25 protein-coding genes and 1 pseudogene are annotated in these 26,096 nt (G+C 64.1%); 24 read left to right on the top strand and 2 right to left on the bottom strand.

Translation table 11 applies throughout. The features are described from left to right. Positions 1 to 115: 115 nt before the first annotated feature. The 11 genes from gspG (at position 116) to AC3WOG_RS32780 (ending at position 9,983) form a co-directional block, all read left to right on the top strand. Positions 116 to 565 carry a type II secretion system major pseudopilin GspG gene (gene gspG, locus AC3WOG_RS32830; RefSeq protein WP_492582531.1) on the top strand — a complete coding sequence of 150 codons (450 nt, stop codon included), beginning with the start codon at positions 116 to 118 and terminating at the stop codon, positions 563 to 565. Positions 566 to 590: 25 nt separating this feature from the next. Next, positions 591 to 1,793 (top strand): type II secretion system F family protein, encoded by a 1,203-nt coding sequence (locus AC3WOG_RS32825; RefSeq protein WP_492581900.1) that lies wholly within the window; start codon positions 591 to 593, stop codon positions 1,791 to 1,793. A gap of 20 nt (positions 1,794 to 1,813) precedes the next feature. Continuing rightward, positions 1,814 to 3,526: a GspE/PulE family protein gene (locus AC3WOG_RS32820; protein WP_492581899.1), complete on the top strand. Its 1,713-nt coding sequence runs from the start codon at positions 1,814 to 1,816 to the stop codon at positions 3,524 to 3,526. After that, on the top strand, positions 3,507 to 4,403 hold the full coding sequence (locus AC3WOG_RS32815; protein ID WP_492581898.1) for a hypothetical protein: 897 nt from the start codon (positions 3,507 to 3,509) through the stop codon (positions 4,401 to 4,403). The genes AC3WOG_RS32820 and AC3WOG_RS32815 overlap by 20 nt, the downstream gene beginning before the upstream one ends. Beyond that, on the top strand, positions 4,400 to 4,927 hold the full coding sequence (locus tag AC3WOG_RS32810; RefSeq protein ID WP_492581897.1) for a PilN domain-containing protein: 528 nt from the start codon (positions 4,400 to 4,402) through the stop codon (positions 4,925 to 4,927). The genes AC3WOG_RS32815 and AC3WOG_RS32810 overlap by 4 nt, the downstream gene beginning before the upstream one ends. Then, complete coding sequence (locus tag AC3WOG_RS32805) at positions 4,924 to 5,490, top strand: hypothetical protein (RefSeq protein ID WP_492581896.1); 567 nt, start codon at positions 4,924 to 4,926, stop codon at positions 5,488 to 5,490. The genes AC3WOG_RS32810 and AC3WOG_RS32805 overlap by 4 nt, the downstream gene beginning before the upstream one ends. Before the next feature lie 83 nt (positions 5,491 to 5,573). Then, positions 5,574 to 6,104, top strand: coding sequence for a hypothetical protein (locus AC3WOG_RS32800; RefSeq protein WP_492581895.1), 531 nt, complete (start codon positions 5,574 to 5,576; stop codon positions 6,102 to 6,104). After that, the gene (locus tag AC3WOG_RS32795) at positions 6,101 to 8,380 is read left to right on the top strand and encodes a secretin GspD/PilQ domain-containing protein (RefSeq protein ID WP_492581894.1); all 2,280 of its coding nucleotides are present in this window, start codon (positions 6,101 to 6,103) and stop codon (positions 8,378 to 8,380) included. Before AC3WOG_RS32800 ends, AC3WOG_RS32795 begins: the two co-directional genes overlap by 4 nt. Before the next feature lie 3 nt (positions 8,381 to 8,383). After that, on the top strand, positions 8,384 to 8,932 hold the full coding sequence (locus AC3WOG_RS32790) for a type II secretion system protein (protein ID WP_492581893.1): 549 nt from the start codon (positions 8,384 to 8,386) through the stop codon (positions 8,930 to 8,932). A gap of 8 nt (positions 8,933 to 8,940) precedes the next feature. Next, positions 8,941 to 9,330: a type II secretion system protein gene (locus tag AC3WOG_RS32785; RefSeq protein ID WP_492581892.1), complete on the top strand. Its 390-nt coding sequence runs from the start codon at positions 8,941 to 8,943 to the stop codon at positions 9,328 to 9,330. Beyond that, on the top strand, positions 9,327 to 9,983 hold the full coding sequence (locus AC3WOG_RS32780) for a type II secretion system protein (protein WP_492581891.1): 657 nt from the start codon (positions 9,327 to 9,329) through the stop codon (positions 9,981 to 9,983). The genes AC3WOG_RS32785 and AC3WOG_RS32780 overlap by 4 nt, the downstream gene beginning before the upstream one ends. Positions 9,984 to 10,022: 39 nt before the next feature. Here AC3WOG_RS32780 and AC3WOG_RS32775 read toward each other — a convergent pair whose 3' ends face one another. After that, positions 10,023 to 11,030, bottom strand: coding sequence for a GlxA family transcriptional regulator (locus tag AC3WOG_RS32775; protein ID WP_492581890.1), 1,008 nt, complete (start codon positions 11,028 to 11,030; stop codon positions 10,023 to 10,025). Positions 11,031 to 11,404: 374 nt separating this feature from the next. Here AC3WOG_RS32775 and AC3WOG_RS32770 point away from each other — a divergent pair, with 374 nt between their 5' ends. The 13 genes and pseudogenes from AC3WOG_RS32770 to AC3WOG_RS32710 all read left to right on the top strand — a co-directional run bounded on the left by AC3WOG_RS32770 (position 11,405) and on the right by AC3WOG_RS32710 (position 25,149). After that, entirely contained in the window at positions 11,405 to 12,367 is a 963-nt protein-coding gene (locus tag AC3WOG_RS32770) for a choline ABC transporter substrate-binding protein (protein WP_492581889.1), read from the top strand. Positions 12,368 to 12,469: 102 nt separating this feature from the next. Next, the gene (cdhC, locus tag AC3WOG_RS32765) at positions 12,470 to 13,399 is read left to right on the top strand and encodes a 3-dehydrocarnitine:acetyl-CoA trimethylamine transferase CdhC (RefSeq protein WP_492581888.1); all 930 of its coding nucleotides are present in this window, start codon (positions 12,470 to 12,472) and stop codon (positions 13,397 to 13,399) included. A 75-nt stretch (positions 13,400 to 13,474) separates the two neighbouring features. Next, complete coding sequence (locus AC3WOG_RS32760) at positions 13,475 to 14,440, top strand: L-carnitine dehydrogenase (RefSeq protein WP_492581887.1); 966 nt, start codon at positions 13,475 to 13,477, stop codon at positions 14,438 to 14,440. 92 nt (positions 14,441 to 14,532) lie between these two features. Continuing rightward, entirely contained in the window at positions 14,533 to 15,042 is a 510-nt protein-coding gene (locus tag AC3WOG_RS32755) for a thioesterase family protein (protein ID WP_492581886.1), read from the top strand. Next, positions 15,035 to 16,024: an alpha/beta hydrolase gene (locus AC3WOG_RS32750; RefSeq protein WP_492581885.1), complete on the top strand. Its 990-nt coding sequence runs from the start codon at positions 15,035 to 15,037 to the stop codon at positions 16,022 to 16,024. Before AC3WOG_RS32755 ends, AC3WOG_RS32750 begins: the two co-directional genes overlap by 8 nt. 79 nt (positions 16,025 to 16,103) lie before the next feature. Next, positions 16,104 to 16,367 (top strand): annotated as a pseudogene (locus AC3WOG_RS32745) (hypothetical protein); the annotation flags it as partial. 315 nt (positions 16,368 to 16,682) lie between these two features. Beyond that, on the top strand, positions 16,683 to 16,904 hold the full coding sequence (locus tag AC3WOG_RS32740; protein ID WP_492581884.1) for a PAAR domain-containing protein: 222 nt from the start codon (positions 16,683 to 16,685) through the stop codon (positions 16,902 to 16,904). Further along, on the top strand, positions 16,892 to 18,862 hold the full coding sequence (locus tag AC3WOG_RS32735; protein ID WP_492581883.1) for a type VI secretion system Vgr family protein: 1,971 nt from the start codon (positions 16,892 to 16,894) through the stop codon (positions 18,860 to 18,862). Before AC3WOG_RS32740 ends, AC3WOG_RS32735 begins: the two co-directional genes overlap by 13 nt. A 21-nt stretch (positions 18,863 to 18,883) precedes the next feature. Continuing rightward, positions 18,884 to 19,762 (top strand): VRR-NUC domain-containing protein, encoded by an 879-nt coding sequence (locus AC3WOG_RS32730; protein ID WP_492581882.1) that lies wholly within the window; start codon positions 18,884 to 18,886, stop codon positions 19,760 to 19,762. Then, the gene (locus AC3WOG_RS32725; RefSeq protein WP_492581881.1) at positions 19,759 to 21,078 is read left to right on the top strand and encodes a type VI immunity family protein; all 1,320 of its coding nucleotides are present in this window, start codon (positions 19,759 to 19,761) and stop codon (positions 21,076 to 21,078) included. Before AC3WOG_RS32730 ends, AC3WOG_RS32725 begins: the two co-directional genes overlap by 4 nt. A gap of 74 nt (positions 21,079 to 21,152) precedes the next feature. Beyond that, positions 21,153 to 21,341 carry a hypothetical protein gene (locus tag AC3WOG_RS32720; RefSeq protein ID WP_492581880.1) on the top strand — a complete coding sequence of 63 codons (189 nt, stop codon included), beginning with the start codon at positions 21,153 to 21,155 and terminating at the stop codon, positions 21,339 to 21,341. A 424-nt stretch (positions 21,342 to 21,765) separates the two neighbouring features. Beyond that, positions 21,766 to 24,207 carry a LysM peptidoglycan-binding domain-containing protein gene (locus tag AC3WOG_RS32715; RefSeq protein ID WP_492581879.1) on the top strand — a complete coding sequence of 814 codons (2,442 nt, stop codon included), beginning with the start codon at positions 21,766 to 21,768 and terminating at the stop codon, positions 24,205 to 24,207. Positions 24,208 to 24,516: 309 nt separating this feature from the next. After that, complete coding sequence (locus AC3WOG_RS32710; RefSeq protein ID WP_492581878.1) at positions 24,517 to 25,149, top strand: FMN-dependent NADH-azoreductase; 633 nt, start codon at positions 24,517 to 24,519, stop codon at positions 25,147 to 25,149. Positions 25,150 to 25,181: 32 nt separating this feature from the next. On the opposite strand, the gene AC3WOG_RS32705 is transcribed toward AC3WOG_RS32710, so the two are convergent. Continuing rightward, positions 25,182 to 26,033 carry a LysR substrate-binding domain-containing protein gene (locus AC3WOG_RS32705; RefSeq protein ID WP_492581877.1) on the bottom strand — a complete coding sequence of 284 codons (852 nt, stop codon included), beginning with the start codon at positions 26,031 to 26,033 and terminating at the stop codon, positions 25,182 to 25,184. Between the last annotated feature and the right edge of the window lie 63 nt (positions 26,034 to 26,096).

The following is a 26,096-nucleotide window of genomic DNA, read 5'->3' as shown; positions in this document are numbered from 1 at the left end:
TCTTGCCGATATCGACCTGAACAAGAATGAATGAAACGGCTTCGGCGGCATCGGAGCGGTGAGTCGATAGAAGGGGAAGAACGTGCGCAACGAATTGTTCTCGATCGGGCCCGCTGTGCGCGTGAGCGCGAGTTGCCGTGCACGCGTTCAACAGGCGCTGCGGCGCAACGGCGGTTTCACGCTGCTCGAACTGCTCGTGGTCATGGTCATCATCGGATTGCTCGCCGGTCTCGTCGCACCGCGCTATTTCGATCAGGTCGGCAAGTCGAACGTCAAGATCGCGCGCGCTCAAATCGACTCGTTGAGCAAGGCGCTCGATCAATACCGGCTCGATATGGGCGCGTATCCGACGACCGAGGAAGGTCTCCAGGCGCTCGTGGTCAAACCGCAGGACGCGACGCACTGGAGCGGCCCGTATCTGCAGAAGGCGGTGCCGCCGGATCCGTGGGATCGCCCGTACCAGTATCGCTCGCCGGGTGAGCATGGCGATTACGACCTGTTCTCGCTCGGTAAGAGTGGTCAGGGCGGCGGCACCGGCGAGAACGCGACCATCGCGTCCTGGTAGTGTGCTGTCAGCAAGGAGAATCGACGTGAAGTACCTGCTGCGCGTCTTCGATACCAGCGGTTCAGTGCAGACGCTTCGCGTCGACTGCGATTCGTCCGCGGCTGCAACCGCGTTCGCGCGTGCGAGAGGCATGCGCGTGGTGTCGGTACGTGCCGATGCGCGAGGGGCGCGCCGCCGCGCGGGCTGGTCCGCGATGCCCGGCTCGCGATTTAACGTCGAACTGTTTGCGCGCGAGCTCGCCGCGTTGCTCGAGGCCGGCGTCGGCGTCGTCGACGCATTGCGCACGCTCGGCGGTAACGAACGCCGCGAAGCGTCGGCCGTGGTGTATCGCGACCTGCTGCGGCAACTCGAAGAAGGGCAGTCGCTGTCCGCGGCGCTCGAACACGCGAGCCATGTGTTTCCTGCGGTGCTGGTGGCGTGCGTGAAAGCCAGCGAACAAACCGGCGGTCTTGCCGACAGCCTGACCCGCTACTCACGCAATAGCGCACTGCTTCACGAACTGCGCGGCCGGGTGGTGTCGGCCGCGATCTACCCATCCGTTCTGCTGCTCGTGGGCGCAGCCGTCGTGCTGTTCCTGCTGGGTTTCGTCGTGCCGCGCTTTGCGACCTTGCTCGAACACAGCGGACGTGAGCTGCCCTTGCTGTCGCAACTGCTGATGGCCTGGGGCGGCATGGTGCATGCCCACGGAGCGGAACTCGCCGCCAGCCTCGCCGCGCTGGCTGTGACGATCGTTCTCGCGTTGCGCCGGGCAGCGGCGCGCAACTGGATCGCCGATCGCATGCTCGCGCTGCCTGGAATCGGCCAGCATTTCCGCGTGTTTCGTCAGTCGCAGTTTTTCCGCACGACCGCCATGCTGGTCGACGGCGGGATCCCCGCCGTGCGCGCCTTCGATCTCGCCCGCGGCCTGGTGAGCCGGGCCGACCAGGTGGCCGTCGCCGCCGCCATGCAACAGGTGCGCAACGGCGCAAAGATGTCCGACGCATTCCAGCAAACCGGCCTCGCCAACGCGATTACCTATCGTCTGCTGACCGTCGCGGAGAAGACCGGCGGACTGGGTCCTGTCCTCGACAGGATTGCCGCGTTTCAGGAGGCGCAGGTGTCGCGCACGATCGATCTGATTTCGCGTTTGATCGAACCCGCGATGATGATTTTCATCGGCGTGGTGATCGGCGGCATTGTCGTGCTGATGTACATGCCGATCTTCGAAATTGCGTCGAGCATCCAGTAGGCCGGCCTTGGGGAATACGCATGGACACGATCAGCGCGACACCGGAAAGCCCCAGCGTTGAGCTGCGCGACGCGCTGCGCGCGCTCGGCGAGCGGCACGGCTCCGGCATTCGCGCGCTGGAGGAATTGATGACGCAGTCAGCGCTCGGCGCCGACGAGATGGTCGTGCAGCTTGCCGAGCAGTTCCGCATGAAATCGATCGGCATGCAGGCGTTGAACCGGCTCGAAGCGGATTTCGATGTGGTTCCGTTCGTCGAGGCGAGCACCCGCTTGTGCGTGTGTTTTCGTCAACCGGATGAAGACGGCGCGCTGCTGTTCGTGATCGCCGATCCGCTCGATGCCCGCACGCGCGGCAGTGTCGAACACCGCATGCGCTCGCGGCCGACCGTGCCGTATAGCTGGGCGCTGGCCAGCGTCGGCGATCTTGCCGCGTGGCTCGCCGTGCGCGAGAAAGACGTGCGGGCGATGGATTCGCTCGCGTTCGACGATCAGGTTCAGCATGCCGCCGACCCGTCCTCGCTCGCGCTGACCTTGCAAGGCATCAGCAGCGACGACAGCGCAGTGGTGCGCCTGCTCAACTCCACCATCTATGACGCGCTGAAGATGATGGCGAGCGACATCCACCTCGAATGCCGCGCGAACGGACTGATGATCAAGTGCCGGGTGGACGGCGTGCTGACCGTGGTCGGCCGTGCCGAAGGCCGCGACGTCGCGGACCAGGTGTTGTCGCGCGTGAAGGTCATTTCCGAACTCGACATCGCCGAGCGGCGCGTGCCGCAGGACGGCCGCTTCAAGGCGGTGTACGCGGGCCGCGAGATCGACTTCCGCGTCTCGATCATGCCGAACCAGTTCGGCGAGGACGCAGTGCTGCGGATCCTCGACCGCTATCAGCTTTCGCAAGCCGCAGGCGGGCTGACGCTCGAGGCACTCGGTTTTCAACAAGACGATACGCGCTTCATGCGCTCGGTCGCGTCCATGCCCTACGGGATGCTACTGGTGACGGGGCCAACGGGCAGCGGTAAAACAACGACGTTGTACGCCATTCTCACCGAGATCAACGACGGCCTCGAAAAGATCGTCACGATCGAAGACCCGGTCGAATATCAACTGGGTGACATCCTGCAGATTCCGGTCAACGAAGCGAAAGGCCTCACGTTCGCGCGCGGACTGCGCTCGATTTTGCGGCACGACCCCGACAAGATCATGGTCGGCGAAATCCGCGATCCGGAGACGGCGCAGATTGCCGTGCAGGCGGCGTTGACCGGCCATCAGGTGTTCACCACGGTGCACGCGAACAACGTGTTCGACGTGATCGGCCGCTTCACCAATATGGACGTCGATCCGTACAGCTTCGTGTCCGCACTGAACGGCGTAATCGCGCAGCGTCTTTTGCGGCAATGCTGCGCGGACTGCGTGGTGGACGACACGGTCGACGCGGACACGCTGGTTCGTTCGGGCATCGATCCGGATACCGCGGGCAGCTACCGCTTTCGCCGCGGCGTCGGCTGCGCGGCGTGCCGCGGCAGCGGATATCGCGGCCGGCGCGCGATTGCGGAAGCGCTGCGGATGAACGATGAGCTGCGGCAACTGCTGTCGGAGCGCGCGCCGCTCGGGCACATCAAGGCAGCGGCGTTTCGGTATGGCATGCAGACGCTTCGCACGGCCGCCGTCGCGCTCGTGATGCGGGGCGAAACGACACTTGAGGAGATCAACCGTGTCACCATGGTTGAATAGTCGGCTAGCCATCGGCGGTTCGCTTGGTTCGATTGCCATCGGCGTCGGTACACGCGAGCTGGTCGTGGGCGCGACGGCGCCTCGCTGGATACGTTTGCAGCGCAAAACTTCCACGCCTGCTGAACCCGCGAGCATTGCGATAGCGGACGAGCAGTGTTTCACCGAAGCGGGCGTACTCGACGCGCTGAAGATCGCGTTGACCGCCGACCCTGCGCCGGCCGGGCAGAAGGGCACGTCAAAGCGCAGCGCACGTATCGTGCTGGACGATTTCTGGGCGAGCCACGCGATCTTGCGCGGCGACTTTCGCACGCTGCGCGCACGCGAAATCGAAGAAGTCGTGCTGGCTCATTTCGCCGATCTGTACGGGATCGATGCCGGGTCGGTGCAGGTGCGTTTTTCGGTGCAGCGCGGCGGCCGCGCGGTGTTTGCCAGTGCAATGTCCCGCACGCTGCACGACGGTATCCATGACGCGGGCGCGGCGGCGCGCGTCGACATCCGGTGCATCAAGCTGGGTCTTCCGGAAATGCTCAATCGTGTCGAAGCCGCTGCCGGCGCCGACGCGGCGATGCTGTTGTTCGTCGCGGATACGCTGCTGCAGGCGGTACTGGTCGAAGACAACCGCTGGGTCGCCTATGACGCGCAGCGCCTCTTTCCCGGCGACGCAAGCGATCCGGAGCGAATCGCGGCGCGGGCCGAGCAGGCGTTCGAACGCCTCGCGAGCCGAACCAGCGGCAAGCGCGAAGACTGCCGGATCCATCTGTACGGCCTCGAGATCGACCCGGCGCCGTTCGAAGGGCGCTTCTTCACGACGCTGCGGCCCGCGCAACCGCCAATGGATACGTCGGTCGCGCATCGTCTAATGGAGGCCGCGCGATGATTCCCCGCCTTCACATTGATTTCGGGCGGCACCGCGCGCTCACTGCACCTGTGGGCGTCGTGCTGTTGTGCGTCGCCAGCTTGCTTCTGCTCGTGTGCTGCGAACGCCTCTGGCATGCATACCGCGAAAACGACCGCGTGCAATCGGAACAGGAAATGCAACGCCATCGGCTATTTGCAAAACATCCGCTCACGGTGCAGCAGACGCCGGCCACCAGACTGGCGGAGAGCCAGAGTCTCGCGGTCCTGCGCGAATTGACGGTGCCTTGGCAAGACCTGCTGTCGATCGTCGAGGACTATCCGGATCACGACGTCGCACTCATCGGTATCGATCAGAGCCCCGCGCAAAGCCAGATCCGCATCACCGCGGAAGCGAAGAACTTCGACGCGATGATCGCGTATCTCAGGTATCTGCAGGCCAGCGTGCTGCTGCGTGAAGCAGTGCTCAACGATCACGTCATCGAGACCAACGTGCCCGGCACGCCGGTGCGCTTCCAGATCACCGCCATCTGGGGAAAATCATGAACCGCGATCAGTTGCAGGACAGGCTGCTCACCCTACGCTTCGAACTGCAGCGCTCCCTTGGGCTGCCCGGCCTGCTAGGCATGCTGTTGCTCGGTGCGGCCGTGGTAGTCGCGGCGGCGATTCCGCGCGTGGAAGGGCAGACGCGTGAACTGAGCGATCCGGCGTCGCTCGCGCAGACTGCAAAGGCCCGTCATGCAACGGCCGAACGGTCCGCGGCCGTGGAAACGGTCGCGCTCAATACGTTGCCCGAACTGTTTCCGGGGTTCGCGCAGAGCGCCGACGACATCGCGACGATCCTCGCCCAGGCCCGTGACAGCAATCTGACGCTCGGCTCGGCAGAGTATCTCGTGACGAACGATACGAGCGCGCATTTCGTCCGCTATCAGATGCTCTTGCCCGTCAAGGATCAGTACGGTTCGATCCGGCGTTTTCTGGCATCCGTGCTCAACAACGTGCCGAACGCGGCGTTGCGCGAAATCCATGTCGAGCGTCCCGCCGTGAACGGCAACGTGCTCGATGCACGCGTGCGCTTCGAACTCATCTATCGGGCAGCGCGGCCATGAAATCCGATCTCGTCAGGCGTGTGTTGCTCACCTTCTGCGGAATCGTTGCCGCTGGATTGAGCTTTCGCGAGCTGGCGCCCGCGATGCAGACGCCGGCGGTGGTTGCGGCCAGTGGCGCACATCGCGATGACGTGCATGCCCGGACGGTCGCCATGCATCGTGAAGGCGCGGCGCATGTGGTAGATGAGGCCAGCGCGGCAAGTGCCGCGAAGGCTGCCAAGGCCGCCAAGGCCGCCAAGGCGGCGCCGACGCCGCGCGACAGGCTCGTCGCGCTGCGTGCGCGGCTGTCTCTGGAGTCGGCGAACAATCCGTTTGTGGCGTCGTCATGGTTGCCGCCACCACCGCCGCCCGTGGAAGCACCGCCCGTTGCGGAGCCCGTAGCGCCGCCCACTGCGCCGCCCGTGCCCTTTACCTACCTCGGCGAGCTGGATGCAAAAGCGGCGAAACCGCAGGTGTTCCTCAGTAGCGGCGACCGCTTGTTGATCGTTTCGCCGGGTGAGGTCGTCGATGGACAGTATCGCGTCGAGTCGATTTCGGAAAACGACGTGGTGCTGACCTATCTGCCGCTGAACGAGAGGCAGGTGCTATCCACGCAAGCGAAGGAAAATAAATGAAAGCCGCATACAACCGGGGTGGAAGCCGCATCGGAGACGGCGGCTCGTCGATACACCTGTCGCCGGACAGACTGTCTCGTGACGATCGTCCCGCTTTCAGCTGGGCCACAAGGAAGCGCTCGGCACTGGCGATCGCGGTCGCGCTCGCCTTCAGCGGGTGCATTAATCCGCCGACCCGGCAGAGCGAGCCGAACAACGCCGAGCTGCAGATCAACTATCTGCGCGATCGCAATCACCAGGCCGATGCGCTGCTCGATGAAGCGGATCAATTGCGCAAGAACTATCAGTTCGATCTGGCCGTCCAGAAGCTCTACGCGGCGAGTCAGATCGATCCGACCAGCGAACGCGGACGCAAGATCGGCGCCGCGCTCGACCAGGATCGCCGCGATCTGGCGACCCTGCAGGAAGCGGACCGGATGATGCAGCGCGGTTCGTACGCGCTGGCGTCGGAACGCATACACCGTGTGCTCGCCCAGAACCCGACCAACGCGATGGCGCTGCAGATGCTCAAGGAAATCGATGATAAGCGCAGGCAGCAACGCTCGGCGAAGGAAGAGAATATTGCCGCGTCTTCGATCATGCGCACGCCGGTTACGCTGCAGTTTCGCGATGCGAATGTGCGCATGGTCTTCGAAGCGTTGTCGCGGACCTCGGGCCTGAATGTCATCTTCGACCGCGATGTCCGCGCCGACCTGAAGACGACGATTTTCGTCACGAACGCGTCGCTGCAGGACACGGTCGACATGATCCTGATGCAGAACCAGCTCGACAAGAAGCAGCTCAACGCGAATACGCTCTTCATCTACCCGGCCACCCCCGCCAAGCAGCTCGAATATCAGGAGCTGAAAGTGCGCACGTTCCAGTTGTCGAACGTCGATGCCAAGCAGATACAGGGGCTGCTGAAGAGCCTGCTGAAGATCAAGGAAGTCGTCATCGACGAGCGTGCCAACACTGTGACGATCCGCGGCACGCCGGACACGGTGCGGGTTGCCGAGGAGATGATCGCGGCGCAGGACCTGCCGGAACCGGAAGTCATGCTCGAAGTGCAGGTGCTGGAAGTGTCCCACGACCGGTTGACCGACCTCGGTATCGCGTGGCCGAATTCGTTCTCGGTGGCGACGCCGTCCACGGCGGACACGTGGGGCGCATTGCATCACCTGCCGATCAACGCGTTGAATGTCAGCGGCCTGTCGGCGACGGCCAACTTCAAGCTCAGCGATACCGACGCGAACCTGCTGGCGAGCCCGCGCATCCGCGCGCGTAACAAAGAAAAGGCGCGGATACTGATCGGCGATAAAGTGCCGGTGATTTCGAGTTCGAGCACACCGAGCACGAGCGGGCCGTCGTACGCGCAGATGATTCAGTACCTCGACGTCGGCATCAAGCTCGAAGTGGAACCGCAGGTCTATCGTGACGGCGATGTCGGCATCAAGCTCAACCTTGAAGTCAGCAACATCACCAAGACGATTTCCAGCAGCAACTCGCAGACGGGTCTCACGTCGCTCGCTTATCAGATCGGCACGCGCAGCGCATCGACGAGTCTGCGGCTAAGAGACGGCGAGAGCCAGATTCTCGGCGGCCTGATTTCGGATCAGGACCGCACGACGGCGGACAAGGTGCCGGGCCTCGGGCAACTGCCCGTGCTCGGACGCCTGTTCTCGGACCACAACGGCGATCACCTGAAGACGGAAATCGTGCTGCAGATCACGCCGCACATCATACGTCCGCAGCTTTCCGCCGACGCGGACACGCAGGAGTTGTGGTCCGGCACCGACGTCAACGTGCACGCCGACCAACTGCGGCTCGATCCGGTGGGCGCCGAAGGGGTTCAACAGCTGCCGGCTCCGGCGGCGCGGACGCCGGGCAACGTCGGCGGCGGCACGACAGGCGCGCCACGCGAACCGCATGCCGGCGCCGCGGGCCCCGGCACAACGGCGCCGCCGGGCAGCGCGTTTGGGCAGTTGCCTCCCGCACCGCGCACGACGCCGCCGCCGGTGCCATACGGCGGCCGGTTCTCGCCGCAGCCGAGTGCGCCCGCAGCGCCCGCTGCGCCACCGGCCGCGGTGCCGGTGCCTGGGGCGGAGCCGAGCGGCGCCGGGGCCGCGCCGGGCGGTGAAGCGAATGCGGCGCCGGCCGCCGCTCAGGCTCAAGCGCCGGCTCCGGCACCCGCTCAAGCACCGGCTCCGCCGTCCGCCTTTCCGCCGTCGAACGTCGTGATGCCGCCGGGCGATATACCGAGCGACAACCCGCTGCGTCCGATTCAGAACGGGTACTGAGCCATGAATGTCCAGCTCGATGCGGTTCGCTTGCGCGTCCGGGGACGCGCCAGTCAGCGTGGCTTCACGCTGATCGAGCTGGTCATTACGCTGGCGCTCGTGGGCATTCTCGCGCTCGCGATCATGCCGTTCTCGGAGCTGATCGTGCAGCGTCAGAAGGAACAGCAACTGAGCGCGGCGCTGCGTGAGATTCGCACCGCACTGGACGCCTATAAGGAAGCGAGCGATACGGGTCTGATCGAAAGGGAGGCCGACGCCTCCGGCTATCCGCCGTCGCTCACCGTGATGGTGACCGGCGTGAAGAACGCAAAAGACCCGAAAGGCGGGCTGCTGATGTTTCTGCGCCGGGTGCCGCGCGATCCGTTTTTCACGGGCGAAGCGGATGTCGCGGCGGAAGACACGTGGAACGTGCGCGCCTTCGGCGAGCCGCCGAACCCGGGCGAGGGCGGTGAAGAGTCTGTCGACAATTCCCGGGCCGGCAAGGATGTTTTCGACGTGACGTCGAAAACCGATCGCGTCGGCATCAACGGCATTCCGTACAAACAGTGGTGACGTGCATCATGAAATCCGTTCACGCGCGCAAAGTTAGTGGCTTCACGTTGATCGAACTGGTCGTCGTGATGGCGATCATCGGACTGCTGCTGACGATCGCCTTGCCCCGTTATATGCACAGCATCGACCGCGGCAAGGAACAGGTGCGTCAGCAGAACGTCGCGGTGATGCGCGACGCCATCGACAAATACTACGGCGATAACGGCCAGTATCCGGAAACGCTCGACGAACTGGTGACGAAGCACTATCTGCGTGCGATTCCAGTCGACCCTGTCAACGGCGATGATAAATGGGCGGCGATTGCGTCGCCGGACGAAAGCAAGACGGGCGTATACGACATCGCGCCGGCGAGTAGCCCGCAGGGGAGCTCCAAAGATCAGGCGGGAGCCGCGCAATGAACGAGGTGGCCTGGCCGATGCATCCGCGTGGGCGCACGGCGCGGCGTGCCGGACAACGACACAGGCAGCGGCTGCGGTTGCGCACCGTCACCACGCGCGAGGACGGACTTGTTCTGCTGGCGCTCCTGATTGCGTTGATGCTGATGTCGATCGCGCTGGCAGGCGCGCTCGACGTGTGGTCGTTGGAACGGCAGCGCGAACAGGAGAGACAGCTACTGTTCGTCGGCGACCAGTACCGGCTGGCGATTCTTCGCTACTACCGCGCAGGACGGGTGCTCCCCGCCTCGATCGACGATCTGCTCGACGACACGCGCTTTCCGACGCCCCTGCATCATCTGCGCCGCGCCTATCCGGATCCGGTCACAGGGAAGAACGACTGGGTCTTCATGCGACAGGGCGATCGCTTCTTCGGCATCTACAGCAGTTCCACCGATGCACCGATCAAGCTGGCGGGATTTCCGCTGCGCGATGAGGACTTCGAAAACCAGAAGACTTATGGCGGCTGGAAGTTTTTCTATTTGCCGCCCATCGTGCGCAACACCTATATGAACAACGGTGCCCTGAGCGCGCCCCCAAAGCCGGAGACCACTTTCAACCCGATGAACAGTACGTTGCCCAGTTTTAACGGGCGTAGTGTGGGCGGCTTGCGATGAGTGGGTCTATGCGATGGCGCAACTGCGCATTCGTTCGGATCAGCTTTCCGATAATGCGGGAGCCGGCGCGTGCGCCGCAGTACCTGACGGCGCGCCACCGCCACCCCCCATCGCATTCCGGTCGCTTCTCGGACTCGTCCCGAACCGCGCGCGATAAGTCCGCGAGAAATGCGATGGCGATTCGAATCCGCAGGCGACGCAAATCGACGTGATCGACATATCGGTCTGTTGCAGCAACTCGCGCGCGCGGCCAAGCCGCAACTGGAGATAGAAATGCGTTGGCGTGTCCTTCAGCGACGCGCAGAACAGCCGCTCCAGTTGCCGCCGTGTCACACCGATTTCCTGCGCGAGTCGATCCGGCGAGAGCGGCTCTTCCATATGCTGCTCCATCACGCTGATCACCTGAATCAGCTTGCGGTTGTGCACGCCGTAGCGCGCGGCAATCTCCATCCGCTGATGATCCGAGCGTTGCCGGATCCGGCTCACGACAAACTGCTCCGACACCGCCGAGGCCAGCGCCGCGCCGTGCTTGCGGCCGATCAGATCGAGCATCATGTCGATCGACGCGGTGCCGCCCGCGCAGGTGATGCGCCGCGCGCCGATTTCGAATAGCTCCTGGCTCGCATCCAACGCTGGGTAACGCTCACGGAATGCCGACAGGGCTTCCCAATGCACGGTCAAACTGTCCGAGCCGCCAAACAGGCCGGCTTCCGCGAGAATAAAGCTGCCGGTATCGATTCCGCCTAGCGTCGCGCCTGCGCGGTCGAGGCGCTTGAGGCAATCGCCCAGCGCGCGCGTATAGCAGGCGAGCGGTTCGAACCCCGCCACGACGAAGAGCGTCTGCGCCGCTTTGACATCGCCGATCGCGGCCTCCGCGTTCATCGAAATGCCGTTGCTGGCCGCCACCGGCGCGCCGTCGAGGCTCAGAATGTGCCAGCGGTAGAGATCGCCGCGAAAGCGGTTCGCGACCCGCAAAGGCTCGACCGCCGACATGAAGCCGAGTGCCGAAAAGCCCGGTAGCAGCAGGAACGAGATATCTTCGGGCATCGTGAGGGGACTCGACAGAGGAAAAACGTAGGCCGGACGTGGGGTTGCCGGACGCCGGGCCTCCGGGCGCCGGGCTTCCCGACGCGGGGTCTTCGGCGAGCGTAACAAGCCGCGCGCGGGCCGGCAAGGCACGCCAAAATTCATCGCGGCGGCTATGCTGCGCTGCATCGCGCGCCATGCTGGTTTTCCCTCATGGTCGCAGGCGGGCAAGAACGGGTCGCTGGCGGACGCTTCGGCGGAAATATGGGGCATTACCTTTACTTCACTCCTGGATTCATTCAGTACCTCGAGCCGTATCACGCATGTCTGGTGGGCCGCCTGTCCGCGGCCTGATTCGAAACACGCTGCAAAAACGTGTCCAAAGGGGGAACGTCATGAAGTTACGCGTCAAAGCCTTGCTTGCCCATCTTGCCCGCCTTGCTTGCGTGGCCGCCGCCGTCACTGCCGTGCCGGCGTTCGCACAAGATCCGGCCGCCTGCCGGGCCGTGCATTTTGCCGATATCGGCTGGACCGACATCACGTCGACTACGGCGCTCGCGTCGACGGTCTTCGAAGGGCTCGGCTATCAGCCGGTCACCACTGTCGCTTCGGTGCCGATCTCGTTCGCGGGCCTGAAGAGCAAACAACTCGACGTGTCGCTCGGCTACTGGTGGCCCGTGCAGGAAAAGGCCATCGCGCCGTTCGTCGACTCAAAATCCATTCAGGTGCTGCAACCGCCGAATCTGACCGGCGCCAAAGCGACCTTCGCCGTGCCGACCTATGAATATGACGCGGGGCTCAAGACGTTCGCCGACATCGCCAAACACCGCGCGGAACTCGACGGCAAGATCTATGGCATCGAGCCGGGCAGCAGCGCGAATGCGGCGATTCAGAAAATGATCGCGAACAATCAGTTCGGCCTCGGCGGTTTCAAGCTGATCGAATCGAGTGAAGCCGGCATGCTGGTGTCGGTGGATCGCGCGATCCGCGAGAAGAAGTGGGTGGTGTTTCTCGGCTGGGAACCGCATCCGATGAACATCCAGATCGACATGAAATATCTGACCGGCAGCGACGGCGTGTTCGGCCCGAACGACGGCGAAGCACGCGTTTATACCCTGACGTCCCCCGACTTTCTGACGCGTTGCCCGAACGCGGGCAAGCTCGTGAGCAATCTGCGTTTTACGACGCAACTGGAAAACGTCGTGATGCAGTCGGTGATGAACAAGGAAAAACCCACCGAGGCCGCCAAAGCGTATCTGAAGAAAAACCCGCAAGTGCTCGATGCATGGCTTGCCGGTGTGAAGACCTATGACGGCAAGGACGGCCTGCCCGCGGTGAAGGCGTATCTCGGTCTCTGAGCGACTTAAGGCCACTGAGGGCCACTGAGCCGCTGAGGCGCTGAGCCGCTGAGGCGAGCCAGCTTCGACACGCGCATTTTCAATTCACAGGATTTAGCACGCATGAATCATGAAGTCATCGTGACCTGCGCGGTTACCGGCGCAGGCGATACGGTCGGCAAGCACCCGGCCATTCCCGTCACGCCGAAGCAGATCGCGGAAGCCGCGATTGAAGCGGCCAAGGCAGGCGCCACGGTCGCCCACTGCCACGTACGCGACCCGAAGACCGGGCGCGGCAGCCGCGATCCGAATTTGTACCGCGAAGTGGTCGACCGGATCCGCTCGTCGGGCACCGACGTGATCATCAATCTCACCGCCGGCATGGGCGGCGACCTGGAGATCGGTCCCGGCGAAGAGCCGATGCGCTTCGGCGCCAACACGGATCTGGTGGGCGGTTTGACGCGGCTGGCACATGTCGAGGAACTGCTGCCGGAAATCTGTACGCTCGATTGCGGCACGCTCAATTTCGGCGACGGCGACTACATCTATGTATCCACGCCCGCGCAATTGCGCGCCGGCGCGAAGCGGATTCAGGAACTCGGTGTGAAGCCGGAGCTGGAAATCTTCGACACGGGACATCTGTGGTTCGCCAGGCAGCTGCTCAAGGAAGGGCTGCTCGATGCGCCGCCGCTGTTTCAGATTTGCCTGGGCATTCCATGGGGCGCGCCCGCCGACACGACGACGATGAAGGCGATGGCCGACAACCTGCCGCCCGGCGCACAGTGGGCCGGCTTCGGCATCGGCCGCATGCAGATGCCGATGGTCGCGCAGGCGATGCTGCTCGGCGGCCACGTGCGTGTCGGCCTCGAAGACAACATCTGGCTCGACAAAGGCGTGCATGCAACGAACGGCACGCTGGTGCAGCGCGCGGTCGAGATCGTCGAGCGGCTCGGCGGACGTGCGCTGACACCCGCGGAAGGACGCAGGAAACTCGGTTTGCCCGCACGTGGCGAGCGGCAGCTGGAACGCCGTGCGGCCGAACAGTACGCCTGAGTCAACACGGTTTCCAACGTGTTTCGCATCTGAAAACCTGAATTTGAAAAACCCTAAGGCAAAGGATCGTCAGCAATGGCAGTAATCGTCGATATCAAAACATTCGCAGCGATCGGGGCGGGCGTGATCGGCAGCGGCTGGGTGGCGCGCGCGCTCGCGCATGGTCTGGATGTGGTCGCCTGGGATCCGGCGCCCGGCGCGGAGAAGCAATTGCGCGAGAACGTCGCGAATGCGTGGCCGGCGCTCGAACGTGTGGGACTTGCAAAAGGCGCTTCGCCAGCGCGCCTGCGTTTCGTCAGCACGATCGAAGCGTGTGTGGCCCAGGCGGATTTCATTCAGGAGAGCGCGCCGGAGCGCGAAGAATTGAAGCTCGCCTTGCACGAGCAGATCAGCCGCGCGGCGAAGCCCGACGCCGTCATTGCATCGTCGACCTCCGGCTTGTTGCCGAGCGATTTCTACGCTCGCGCTGTCAATCCGCAGCGCTGCATCGTCGGGCATCCGTTCAATCCGGTGTATCTACTGCCGCTGGTCGAAGTGCTCGGCGGCGAGCGCACCGCGCCGGAAACGATCGACGCCGCGCTGCACATCTATCGTTCGCTGTCGATGCGGCCGCTGCGGGTACGCAAGGAAGTGCCCGGCTTTATCGCCGACCGTCTGCTCGAAGCGTTGTGGCGCGAGGCCTTGCATCTGGTCAATGAAGGCGTGGCGAGCACCGGCGAAATTGACGACGCGATCCGCTTCGGCGCGGGCATCCGCTGGTCGTTCATGGGCACGTTCCTGACGTATACGCTGGCCGGCGGCGATGCCGGCATGCGCCACTTCATGCAGCAGTTCGGCCCGGCATTGGCATTGCCATGGACTAAACTGGTGGCGCCGACGCTCACCGACGAACTGATCGATCGCGTCGTGGACGGCACCGCCGAACAGGTTGGTCCGCGCTCGATCAAGCAACTCGAGCGTTATCGCGACGACTGCATCACGAGCGTGCTGACGGCGATCAGCGAAGCTAAAGCGCGCCACGGTTTGCATCCGGACGAGTAACGCGTAACGCGTGGCGAAAGAAGCGCACCCTGCATCGGCCGAACCTCGCCGCGGGCCGATGCAGCCTATACGGACGAAGGAAACCATTGCACATGCCGAACAGCATCACGTTGCCCAGCTACCGCGACACAGTGCGCGCCGAATGGGTCGACTACAACGGCCACTTGCGCGACGCGTTCTACATGCTGATCTTCAGCTTCGCCACGGACTTGCTGATCGACCAGATCGGCTTGCCCGACTCCGTGCGCAAAGCGCGCAGCCGCTCGGTCTATACGCTCGAAGCACATATCAACTATCTGCACGAGATCAAGGAGGGCGCGCAGGTCCGCGTCGACATGCGAGTGCTCGCGCACGATGCGAAGCGTTTGCACCTGTACCTTGAAATGTTCGCCGACAACGGCGCCGAACCCGTAGCCGCCGGCGAGCAGATGCTGCTGCATGTGGATACGAGCGGACCGCGTGCGGCGCCGTTCGACCCCGACGTCGAAGCGCGCGTGCGGGCGCTGGCCGACGCGCATGCCGCGCTGCCGCCGGCCAGCTTCGCGGGCCGCGCGATCGGCTTGCCGGTCAAAGCGCCGAAAGGCGAGGGCAAGCATGCTTGAGCCGGCCATCGCCGCGTTCATCGAACGGACTGCGTCGATCTATCCGGCGCATACCGCGCGATTGCCGCCACCTGAGCAGCGCGCGATTTACGACCGCTATGCGGCAGCGTTCACGCCGCCGTTGCCGCCGGATGTGAGCACCGAAGACGCCGTGTTCAAAGCGCGCGCGGGGCATCCGATCAAGCTGCGTCTCTATCGGAATATGAGGAACACGGGAAACACGGGAAACAAGGCAAGCACACACAGCAGCGGCACCGTTTTGTACTTCCACGGCGGCGGCTTCGTCGTTGGATCGTTGGACAGTCATCAACTCGTCACCGCGCGTCTTGCAGCGGATACGGGTCTCGACGTGATCGCGGTCGATTACCGTCTCGCCCCCGAGCACCGCGCGCCTGCCGCGCACGACGATTGTCTGGAAGTCACGCTCGCTGCGCTTGAACGCCGTCTGCCTTTCGCATCGCTACAGAACCAGGATTGCCCGCTGCAACTCGCGGGCGACAGCGCCGGCGGCAATCTCGCCGCCAGCGTCGCGATGCGGTTGCGCGACCGCGGTATTCGGGGCGTAGAAGGGCTCGCACTGATCTATCCGATGCTCGGCATCGAGCCGCAACTGCCCGCGCGTGAGAGCGAAGCGCACGCGCCGATGTTCACGCTCGCCGACGTCCACGCGTTCCGCGATCTCTACTGGGGCAAGCTAACGGACGCCGCATCCGGCGTGCCGCGGCCGGCATGGACCATCCCACTCGACGCAAGCCGCTTCGACAGTCTGCCGCCGACGCTCGCAATCGGCGCCGAACACGATCCGTTACGCGACGATGCGCGCGTCTTCGCCGAGCGCGTCAGCGCGGCAGGCGGCCAGGCCGAGTGGTGGATCGGCATCGGACTCGTGCATGGCTGCTGGCGCGCGCTCGGATCGAGCCCCGGTGTGCAATCGATGCATACCGCGGTGTGCCGCTTCCTGTCCGCACATTCGGGCGCGTAGTCGCTAGAAGGGGTCGCTTCAGAAAACGGAAAATAATGCACGTTAAGCGGGCGACGCCCTTCTGGGTCGGGCTTCGGGCGAGCGGACCGTCCAGGCGATACAGGCCCGAAGCAAGCAGTCCGACGCCGGGCTATTGCCGTATCTTTCGCCTCCTGGCTGGGCACATATCAATCTGACGGGCGATTACGTATGGCGGCAAAGCCAGAAGCTTCAGGCGGGGAAATTCAGGCCACTGCGGCGACTTCCTGAAGCTTGGGTCGCTTGCTTTCCAAGCTGTCCCCGACGCGACCTCATGTCAGCGTTTCTTGATTCGGTCGCGTCGGTCATCACCGCCAGAAGGTAAAAGAACGTAAGGACTGTGAATTATTGTCAACGTTAATCGGAATCAGATTTTCCTCATGGAAATTTTCTTCTGAATCCGTTAGGTTCATCGCAGCGTAATAAAAAGGAATGCTCGTGATGTCCCGTACTGAACAACTCGCCGCGATCGGGCGGATTCAACCTTCCCGCACCACCTTCATTCCACCGTCACGTCCCTGACCCGGCCTGGTTATCCATTGGACGGGCAGACGGCTTTTCCGGCACTGCACGCATCAACCACTCCCGCCATGCTGGCTCCGGAGCGATGAAGCATGGCGGTTGCAATCAGGAGCGCGAGATGAACGACGAAGACGGCCGCGACATGGCGCGGCTCGGTGATATCACCGACCACGGCGGCAAGGTCATCGAGGCGGCCCCCGATCTGAAGCACATGGGCATTTCCGTCGCGCTGGAGGGGCATCTGGTCGAGTGTCCGAAGTGCGGCGGAACCTTTCCCATCATCGCCACCGGCAAGCGCACCCATCGCGGCATCCGCGTCGGCTATTCGTGCATGGCCTGACCCCTGGCGCTGTGACGCTGACCGACTACGATTACACCCGGCCGCGCGCCGATCTTGGTGTGAAGCACGAAGACCCGCGCGATACGGCGTTCGCCCATGCCGGGCATTACGTGTGGGGCGACCATGCGCAGCCGCAGGCGGGCGTGACGGGACTGTCCGGCACACCGAACCAGCCGCGTGACGAGGCGGACATGCTCGCGCGCGTGCGCATGGATGCGCTGCGCTGTCCCGGCTTGCGCGCGACGGGCAAAGGCAACCTGCGCGGCCTGGAAATGGCCCGGACCTTCCATCTCACCCACTATCCGCAGAAGTCGGCCAATCGCGAATACGTGGTGGTGTCGGCCACGCTCGATATCCGCAACCCCGATGAGGCGACCGTGCCGGCCGGCAGCGGCGCACGTTACCAGTGCGTGACGGAGTTCGAGATCCAGCCGGCCAACGCGGTATTCCGCAGCGCGCAGACGCTGGCGAAGCCCACGCGTGCGATGGAAACCGCGATCGTGACGGGACCGGATAATCAGGAAATCTGGACCGATGCGCTGGGACGTGTGAAGGTGCAGTTTCCGTGGGACAGGCAGGGCGGGAACGACCAGAATTCAAGCTGCTGGCTGCGGGTCTCGTCCTCGTGGCAGGGCAACCGCTTCGGCGCGCAGTACGTGCCGCGCATCGGGCACGAGGTCATGGTCGGCTACGTGAACAACGACCCCGACCTGCCGATCATCACGGGCAGCGTGGCCAACGCGTTCAACGAGCCATCCTGGCCCTTGCCGGACAACCATGCGCTGTCCGGCGTCAACAGCAATGAACTGGGCAACACCGGCCAGTCTGGCCGGCTCGCGTTTGACGACACGCAGGGCGAGATCCAGACGCAACTGGCGAGCGACTACGGCGCGTCGCAGCTGAGCCTGGGTTTCCTGCGGCGCATCGTCGGCAAGAAGGGCCGGCAGGACGCGCGCGGCAAGGGCTTTGATCTTCGCACCGACCTGTGGGGCGTGATCCGCGCCGCGATGGGGCTGCTGATCACGACCGAGGCGCGGCGTGATGCGCAGGGGCACGCGAAGGACATGAGCGAGACGGTCGCGCGGCTCACGCAGGCGCGCGATCTTCACGAGAGCCTGACGGGTCTTGCGCAGCGGCATGGCGCGCAGCAGCAGGACGCGGATCAGAGCGAGGTGACGCGGGCGATCAAGGCGCAGAACGATGGCATACGCGGCGGTACGCCGACCGACGACACCCCGTTTCCGGAGCTGCCCGAGCGGCATCTGCTGATCGCGAGTGCCGATGGCACCGAACTGACCACGGCGGGCAGCACGGATATTGCGAGCCAGGAAAACCTTGCTCTCACAACGGGCGGTCATGTCGGCCTCGCGGCGGGCAAATCGTTCTTTGCGACGCTGCGCGAAGGCTTCTCGCTCTTCGTGCATCAGCTCGGCATCAAGCTGATTGCGGCATCGGGCAAGGTGCGCATCGAGGCGCAGAAAGACAACATCGAGATCATCGCGCAGAAGGTCATCGACCTGATGAGCCTGACTGACTCGATCAACCTGAAGGCAGCAAAGGAGATCACCCTTCACGCCGGGGGCACGTATGTGCGGATCAGCGCCGATGAGGGCTACACCGTCTACACGAATGGCGCGCACCGCGTGCATGCCGGTGACCATCAGACGGACAGCGCGCAGACAAAGCCGCTCGTCCTGCCCGAGCTGCCGACAGGGGAAGTGACCAGCGAATGGGTCACGTTCGTGGACCATCGCACGGGCGAGCCGATCGCGGATTTTCCGTACCGGCTCGATGCCGGCAACGGTCACGTGGCCGAAGGCATCACCAATGCCCACGGGCGCACCGGTGAAGTGTGGACGCCGGTCAGCCAGCCCGTGCAGGCGCATATCCCCGATACGTCAGGCACGACCGATACCTATCACGTTCGTCACCTTGACGATGTGGACGGCAACGCATAACGATCACTGTCAATCCAACTCATGGCTGAACCGACCTATCGCCAAGCCGGGCGCTCAAGCACCCGCTCAACCCCCCAGGGAAAGACTATCCCTGTTTTGCCGCCCGAGGATACCGATTACCTCTGCGACCACATCTGCCATTGCAGTTGCAATGCGAAACTGTCCAGTAACGGGCAGGTACTGAAACAGCGCTGCGTGTCGAACAGCATTCGCCGCGAGTGCGACGCCGCGCACCAGGTCTGGAAGTACAAGGGCGAGGTCGGTTACAACATGGTTCCGTACTTCACGCGAGGCCTGCCGCCGATGCCGCTCATGTCGGCCGACGAGCCGGTCCGGCCCAGCGCGTTTCCGCTGGGCGTGGCGATGCGTGACGGCGTGTTCACGACGGGGGACCTGACAGGCAAGCCGCAAAAGGGCCTGCTGCGTATCCCCGACGTGATCATTGTCAGGGACATGCACAACTTCAGCCTGGAGCAGCCGAACATCGAGTTCGTGGTCGAGGTCAAGTTTCCTCCCGATGATTGGAGGGCGGGGCAGCGCGAAGCCTATCAAGCAATAGCGGGCGATCCGCATCGCCTCAAGGAAATGTCGCCAGGCCTGTGCAAATGCAGGCCGTGCGAGCAGCGCGAGAAGCAGCCTGCGACCGTCACGCTGCCGCAGGACCGCACGGCGGAAGACAAGACCCGGCAGTTGCGCGAGATCCGCGAACATAATGCCTACGTGGACGCGCATCCGATGCCGTACCTGTACGACAAATACCGGGAACCGACGCCGCTGGCAGACTACCTCAAGACGGGCGCGAAGGTGCTGGGCGTGATTGCGGTGACCTTCGTGGTCACGGCGGTGGCTCCGGAGGCCCTGCCGCTGCTGCTGGTGGTGGCCCGCACGGCGACGCCGTGAACCTGGCCGGCGCAGCGCCGCTCATTGAGATCAAGGAAACGCAGATGGACCTGTGGACGCAATACCTGAAGTACGAGAACGACTTCATCTATAACGACGCCGACAGTGGCCTGCGCAAGCTGTGCGTGGGGCTGTCGGGCACATTCTATTTCCAGGAGGGCGAGACGCGCGAGAAGCGGATCGCGGTCGCGCAATGTTTCGAGGTGTTCGAGCGGCTGTTCGCGAAGCGCCTGCTGTGGGTGCTGCCCACCGAGGATGTGAGCCGTCGCGCGCTCATGATAGGCGGCAAGAAGAAGATTCCCTCGATCCGAGAATACATCGGAACGATGGACCCGGACGATGAGCTTGACTGGGAGGTTTCTGGTGGACAGTCCACGCACGAAGCTAGTGACTGCTACGTCAGGGCACTCACAGCTCGAAAGTGGATGACAACAGGGACAAGTCCGACGCTATCGTGGTTGAATTTCGCGATGCCAGTCGAGGTGGTGTACGGGCCGGAAGGTCAGCCGAAGCTGTTCACCGACTTCATGCGGTTCTGCTGCGAGCAGTTGCGCCCAAGGCACGGTAGCGCTGGCCTTGCATCGCTGCTTCCAAATCAAAGTGACGAGTCGCTGGCTGACGAATTCGACCTACAGCAACGCTATTTCGGGCTAGACGTGGTATCAGATGGATACGGTTTGCGCACCAAGTTGCAACGCACGCTGAAGGGCATGAACTGGCTGACGTTTTTCGATGAAGATTTTCCGACCACGATCGGCAAGGCGGGCTGGGACACGCTGAGCGGGACACCGGGCGTGCAGGTCTGGAAGGCGGGGCAAACGTACGTGATCCATGCCGGGGACCAGCCGACGCTGGGGCCGGTGCCGGACGGTATCCCGCCGCTGTATAAGGTGGTGAGCGACGTGCTCAAACCGATGCGACTGACACCGATGCCGAGTTTCCACATCGGTTCGATGACCGGCGAGATCCGCTTTAACGGGCGCACGAGCGAGCTGTGGTCGCAACGGTTCGACGCGCCGGGGATCTGGCCACCGTATCCGGACCAGATCGAGTTCAACAAGGTTGATGAGAGCGTGAACGAATATGCCGTCGAGTCGAGCGTGCCGGCCGAGCCGCTGCCGCCCGCTGAGCTGCCGCCGCGCGTGAACATGATCAGCGCGTGGGTGGGGCAGCACTGCCCGCGCAGCGGCGACTGGCACAGCCCTTCCCTTCAAAAGACGGTGTGGATGGAGATGGGCGAGCCGATGCCGGGGCCGGAGTATGACCCGAAGGGCAACGCGGTCGTGTGGTATCTGCGCGATGAGCCGGCGTCATGACTGGCGCGGCACTTCTGATAGCTATGTGGTCACTGCATGGCCGTTGCAGGTTAGGTGGAGTCTAAGGATAACGAATGGAAAGCGATGAGCATGCCCGTCGATCGCAGGATCGCCGTAGCTTCGAATGGCGCGGTAACGCTGCGGGGCTGCGGCCGGGCCAGCCGGAGAAAGCCGGCCGGTTCCGTAAGACGCTCGACAGGGAGGCCGAGGAACAGGACGCGCGCATCCTGTTGCAGAGGCGGATTCATCCCTGCCATCCATGACGGTCACCTACAGGCGTCGGCGTCCTGTCGGGGACGGGTTCCCTGCGACCGACGGCGACCAATCGTGAACGAGAAGTTGTGAACACAGCCGACAGTTTCCGAGTCTCCCCCGTGCTTTGCGCGGCCGCCTGTCCGGACGGCGCCTGAACTATCGAAGGGTCGCCGAGCTTAGTGCTTTATCTTCCGTTTTCTGAAGCGACCTCTAGAAGCGTCGCGCCCGCCACACCTGCCGCCGCGCTACCCGCCGCCTCACGTTCCCTTTTCAGTGCCCACCAGCCTTCCGGCGCCGGAACTACGAATCTCCTGTATGGACGCCGTCTGACGCATCCCCTAGCCTGAGACTCCTGAAGGCGCCCTTCCGGCAGCTGGCTGCTGCGTGGGCGCCGGCATGGCGCGGCAGGGCCGCCCGACTGGGAGAACGACGATGCTCATGGCAATGGATGGAGGCGGCAGCGTCACGCCGACACCACCACCCCCGCCTTCGACTCACGACGTGTCCGCCGCCCAGCAGGCGGTGCAAAAAGCGTTGGGCGACAAGTCGCCCAGCGATGCTTCGGCTTTGCAGGACGCCGTCAGGAAGGCTGAGCAAGCCGACGCGCAGCTGAGCCGCGAAGCGCTCGCGCGCGCGGTGATCCTGATGCAGGCGCAGTACAACGCCGCGCATCAGCAAGCACAGAATGCGCAGGACCCGAAGGTCGATGCGATCACCGAGGCGGCCAGCCAGATCGGTCTCACGCACCAGTTCGACAGCGCCGCGCTGGATGCCGCGGCCAAAGCGCTCAGCGACAGCCCGCTCGTCATCGATAGCAGCACCAGCAACCCGCCGGTCACCGCGGCGAACGCACGCGCGGCGATCCAGAAGGGCCTCGACGGCGGCATGACGCTGACTGAGGCGGTCAACGCGGCGCGCGTGCAACTGGGCGGCAACGAACAGGACGAAACGGCGCTCGACGAAGCGGCGCTGGCGATCAAGGGCGACCAGATCGTCGCCGATCCGAATCACAAGGCCGGCGACGATCCGCTGAAAACCGCCGCGCAGCAACTGGCGGCTCTGAAGATTTTCACCGACCCGGTGCAGCAGGCGGCGCTGAAGGCACTGACGGTCGATGTTAAACCGACCGCCGATCTGCCCGCCGCCGCGCAGCAGGCGCAAAGCGCCTATGCGGCCTTGCAGAAGGACAAGGCGAGCCATGCGTCGGCCCAGCAGATCGCGCAGGACGACGAGGCCTACCATCAGGCGCTCTCCAGCGAACTGAACGCGGCCGCCGGCGAGACCGGCAACGACTGGCGCGGCGATCTGCTGCAGATCGACCGGCGCTGGCAAGCCGAACAGGCGGTAACGGATGCGAATACGGCGAAGGGCGTCGCGGATGCGTCGCCGGGTGCCGATGTGCGCAACGCGCTGAAAGCGACCGAGATCCTCGACGCCGCCGATGCGGCGCACGGTTTCGGCAATCCGGCCGGCAACCTGAAGGCCGTGCAGTCGCTGACGCAAAGTTTGCAGGGTCTCAAGACCGACGATCCGCTGTACACCGAGGTAACCGGCGACGCGCGTACCCAGGCGCTGCAGGCCGCGGCCTTGAAGGACATCGAAGGCGCGCATGGCGGTAAGCTCGACAGCGGGATTGCCACGACCGACGCGAGCCGCCTGCATCCGGCGACCCGCCGCGGCGGCGTGGTGCGGACGGTGTCGATTGCGACGTGGGGCGGCAGCATGGCGCTCGCGGCACACAAGTTCGCCACGCTCGGTGGGTTCGGCAAATGGGGCGCGTTGTTCAACACGATCGGGTTCGGCAGTTCGATCGTCGACGGCTCGCTCGACATCTCCAGCGCCCGGGCGGGCAGTGTGCCGCACGAGGCGACCTCCGGGATCAAGACGCTCTCGGCAAAACTGCTGTCGCCGCTCAGCACCAACCTGTTCGTGGCCGGCTATCTCACCGACGCGGTGTCGACCATCAGTCACGGCGGTTCGCCGTTGACGATCGCGACCGACCTCGCGACCAGTGCGTTCAATGTGGCGCTCGCGAACTATCCGCGTTATGTCGCTAGGGGCGGCGACCACATCTATGTGTTCCGTCCATCGACCGCGGGGAAGCTGCAAACCGGCGATATCCTCGGGTATGCGAAATATTCGGCGGACGGCGGCCTGTACTGGCATGAAGCCGACGGCAAGGGAGGATTCCTGCCCCGCGAAAAAGTGACGGCCGAGTCGCTGACCGTGGCCGGATCGAACGGGAAGTTTCTCGCTAGCGACGCCCATGTCGCGTCGCGCAAGGGACCGGGCGATCTGACCGACAGCCTGCTGGAAAAGACGCGCAGTGCCGGCAAGCCGACCCGCAGCGCGCGCAGCAAGCCGGTGCAACTGACGAATGTGGATACCAGCTTGCCGGCGCGCGCCGCATCGGATTCGAGGTTCCGCAAAAAGCCTGCTGTGCTGCTCGCGCTGGGGATCGGTTCGTTGCTGTCGAGCGTGGTCGGTACGGCCGCGCCGTTGTTCCTGAACCAGAGCGCGGCTACGCCGTCGGACGATAAGAAGAAAAAACCGGGCAGCGGGCCGTCCGGAACAACGCCGACTCCGACCCCCGCGCCGACGCCAACACCCACGCCGACGCCCACGCCTACTCCAACGCCCACGCCCACGCCCACGCCAAGTCTGCGCGTGGTGACGGTCAAGTCCGGCGATACGCTTTGGGACATCGCTGCCGACAACGGCGATACGCTCGCGCAGCTCGAGCCGCCGAACCCGCAGTTCGACTGGGCACTGCTCGACGGCAACCCGTTCACCCCGCGGCAGCCGGGTGAAGGGCGCGATCCGGACCTGATCGTGCCGGGCGATCGGGTGAACGTGCCGCAGCCGCAACACTAGCGCATGGCCTGCGCGTTTCGACCAGCGCCCGTTCCGCCCCACGCGCCGGACGGGCGCCGGAGCGGCGCTGTTTCAATCGTCCGTATCAGCGAACATCCGTAGTTTTATTTTCGTCGCGGAAATGGTCAGATGATGCGTTTCCGCGCGATCCCGGCGGGTGTTGCGCCATTCATCACCAAACCCACTTAATCGAGCCGGTTTTCTTCGTTTGTCCATACGGGGCGCTGGCCATACCCTCTACGCATCGGGCGACATTGTCGTCTCGACCTTGGTGTCTCATCATTCATCCCAGGAGCGGAGCGTAACGCCATGCCCAAGCTGCTATACATCGAGTGTTCGCCGCGCAAGCAGCATTCGGCATCGATCGAAGTGTGCCGGGCGTTTCTCGACACGTATCAAACGGCTCATCCCGACCACGCCGTCCAGACACTCGACATCTGGGCACTGACGTTGCCGGAGTTCGACGGCGATGCGTTGGCTGCGAAATACGCCGGCCTGCGCGGCGACGCGTTGACGCCACAGCAAGCGTCGGCGTGGCGGCAAATCGAAGCGCTTGCCGCGCCGTTTCACGAGGCTGACAAGCTGCTGTTCGGGGTGCCGCTGTGGAATTTCGGCATACCGTACCGCCTCAAGCAGCTGATCGACGTGATCTCGCAGAAGGACGTATTGTTCACGTTCGACGGTGCGGGATTTGCAGGCAAGCTGGCCGGCAAGAAAGCGGCGGTGGTTTACGCGCGTGGACTCGACTACGCGTCGCCGGGGTCTTTCACGCCGGCGCGCGAATACGACTTGCAACGGCCTTACATGGAAATGTGGCTGAAATTTGTCGGCGTGACCGATGTGCATCCGATCGTGGTGGAGAAAACGCTCTTCGGAGCGGACGGCGAGCCGGACCGCACGGCGGCGCTGAGCGCCGCGCGCGCGTTGGCGAGGGATTTTTGATGCGGCGTGCTCGCTGGTTAGCGCGCGGAAAATTAGTTCGGATCGCCAAGGGTTGGCAGCACCGCGTCGCAGATTTCATCGACGGTAGCAGGCTCGGCGCCAGGCGCCGCGAATACCGTGAATTCGACCTTCGGCAACGCCGGCAGTCGCGCCTCACTAGCGAGCGCCCGAAGTCCGTGCCCCAATTGGCCGCGCACGGCCGGCATCACGGCAAACCCGGCCAGTGCGGCGGCGCGCAGACCCGCGCTGCTCGGGCAGACCATCGCAATGCGGCAGCCGACGCCGGCCTGCGCGAGCGCGGTAAGCGCCGCTTCGCGATAGGGGCAGGGTTCGGGAAACAACGCCAGCGGCACCGGCAGCGCGGGGTCGAGCGCAGCGCCCTCGGCGAAGGCCCAGATGAGCGGCTCGCGCCATAGCAGGCGCCCTGGGCGCCCGTCGTGGCAGCGACCGCCGATCACCAGATCCAGGTCGCCTTCGTCCATGGTTTGCAGGAGGTGGGCGGGAATGCCGACCTTGACGTCGAGCGTGACGCCGGTGTGGCTGGTAGCGAAGGTTTGCAGCGCCTGCATCAATGGCGTGGTGACGATGTCCTCGGAGAGCCCGATGCGCACCGGGCCTTGGGGCGACACCCGGGTCAGTTGTGTCAGCGCATCGTGATTGAGGGCCAGGATGGCACGTGCATACCCCATCAGCAGTTCGCCGTCGGACGTCAGCGTGACCGAGCGCGTCGTGCGAAACAGCAGGCTTTTTCCGGCCTGTTCTTCGAGCCGCCGCAGGTGTGCGCTGATCGCGGATTGAGTCAGATGCAAACGGCTCGCTGCGCGCGTGAAGCCGCCTTCCTGAACGACGGTGACGAAAGATCGCAGAAGAACGGTATCAAACATGGTTCGCTCGAAGAGGCCTTTTGGACTCCGGCGATGTTACTTCGTTTTCAATTTACGAGAGTA

It is taken from the genome of Paraburkholderia sp. FW306-02-B, from assembly GCF_058782725.1.
Note: the sequence above shows the minus strand (reverse complement) of the source record. Positions and strands in the feature narration are given on the sequence as shown.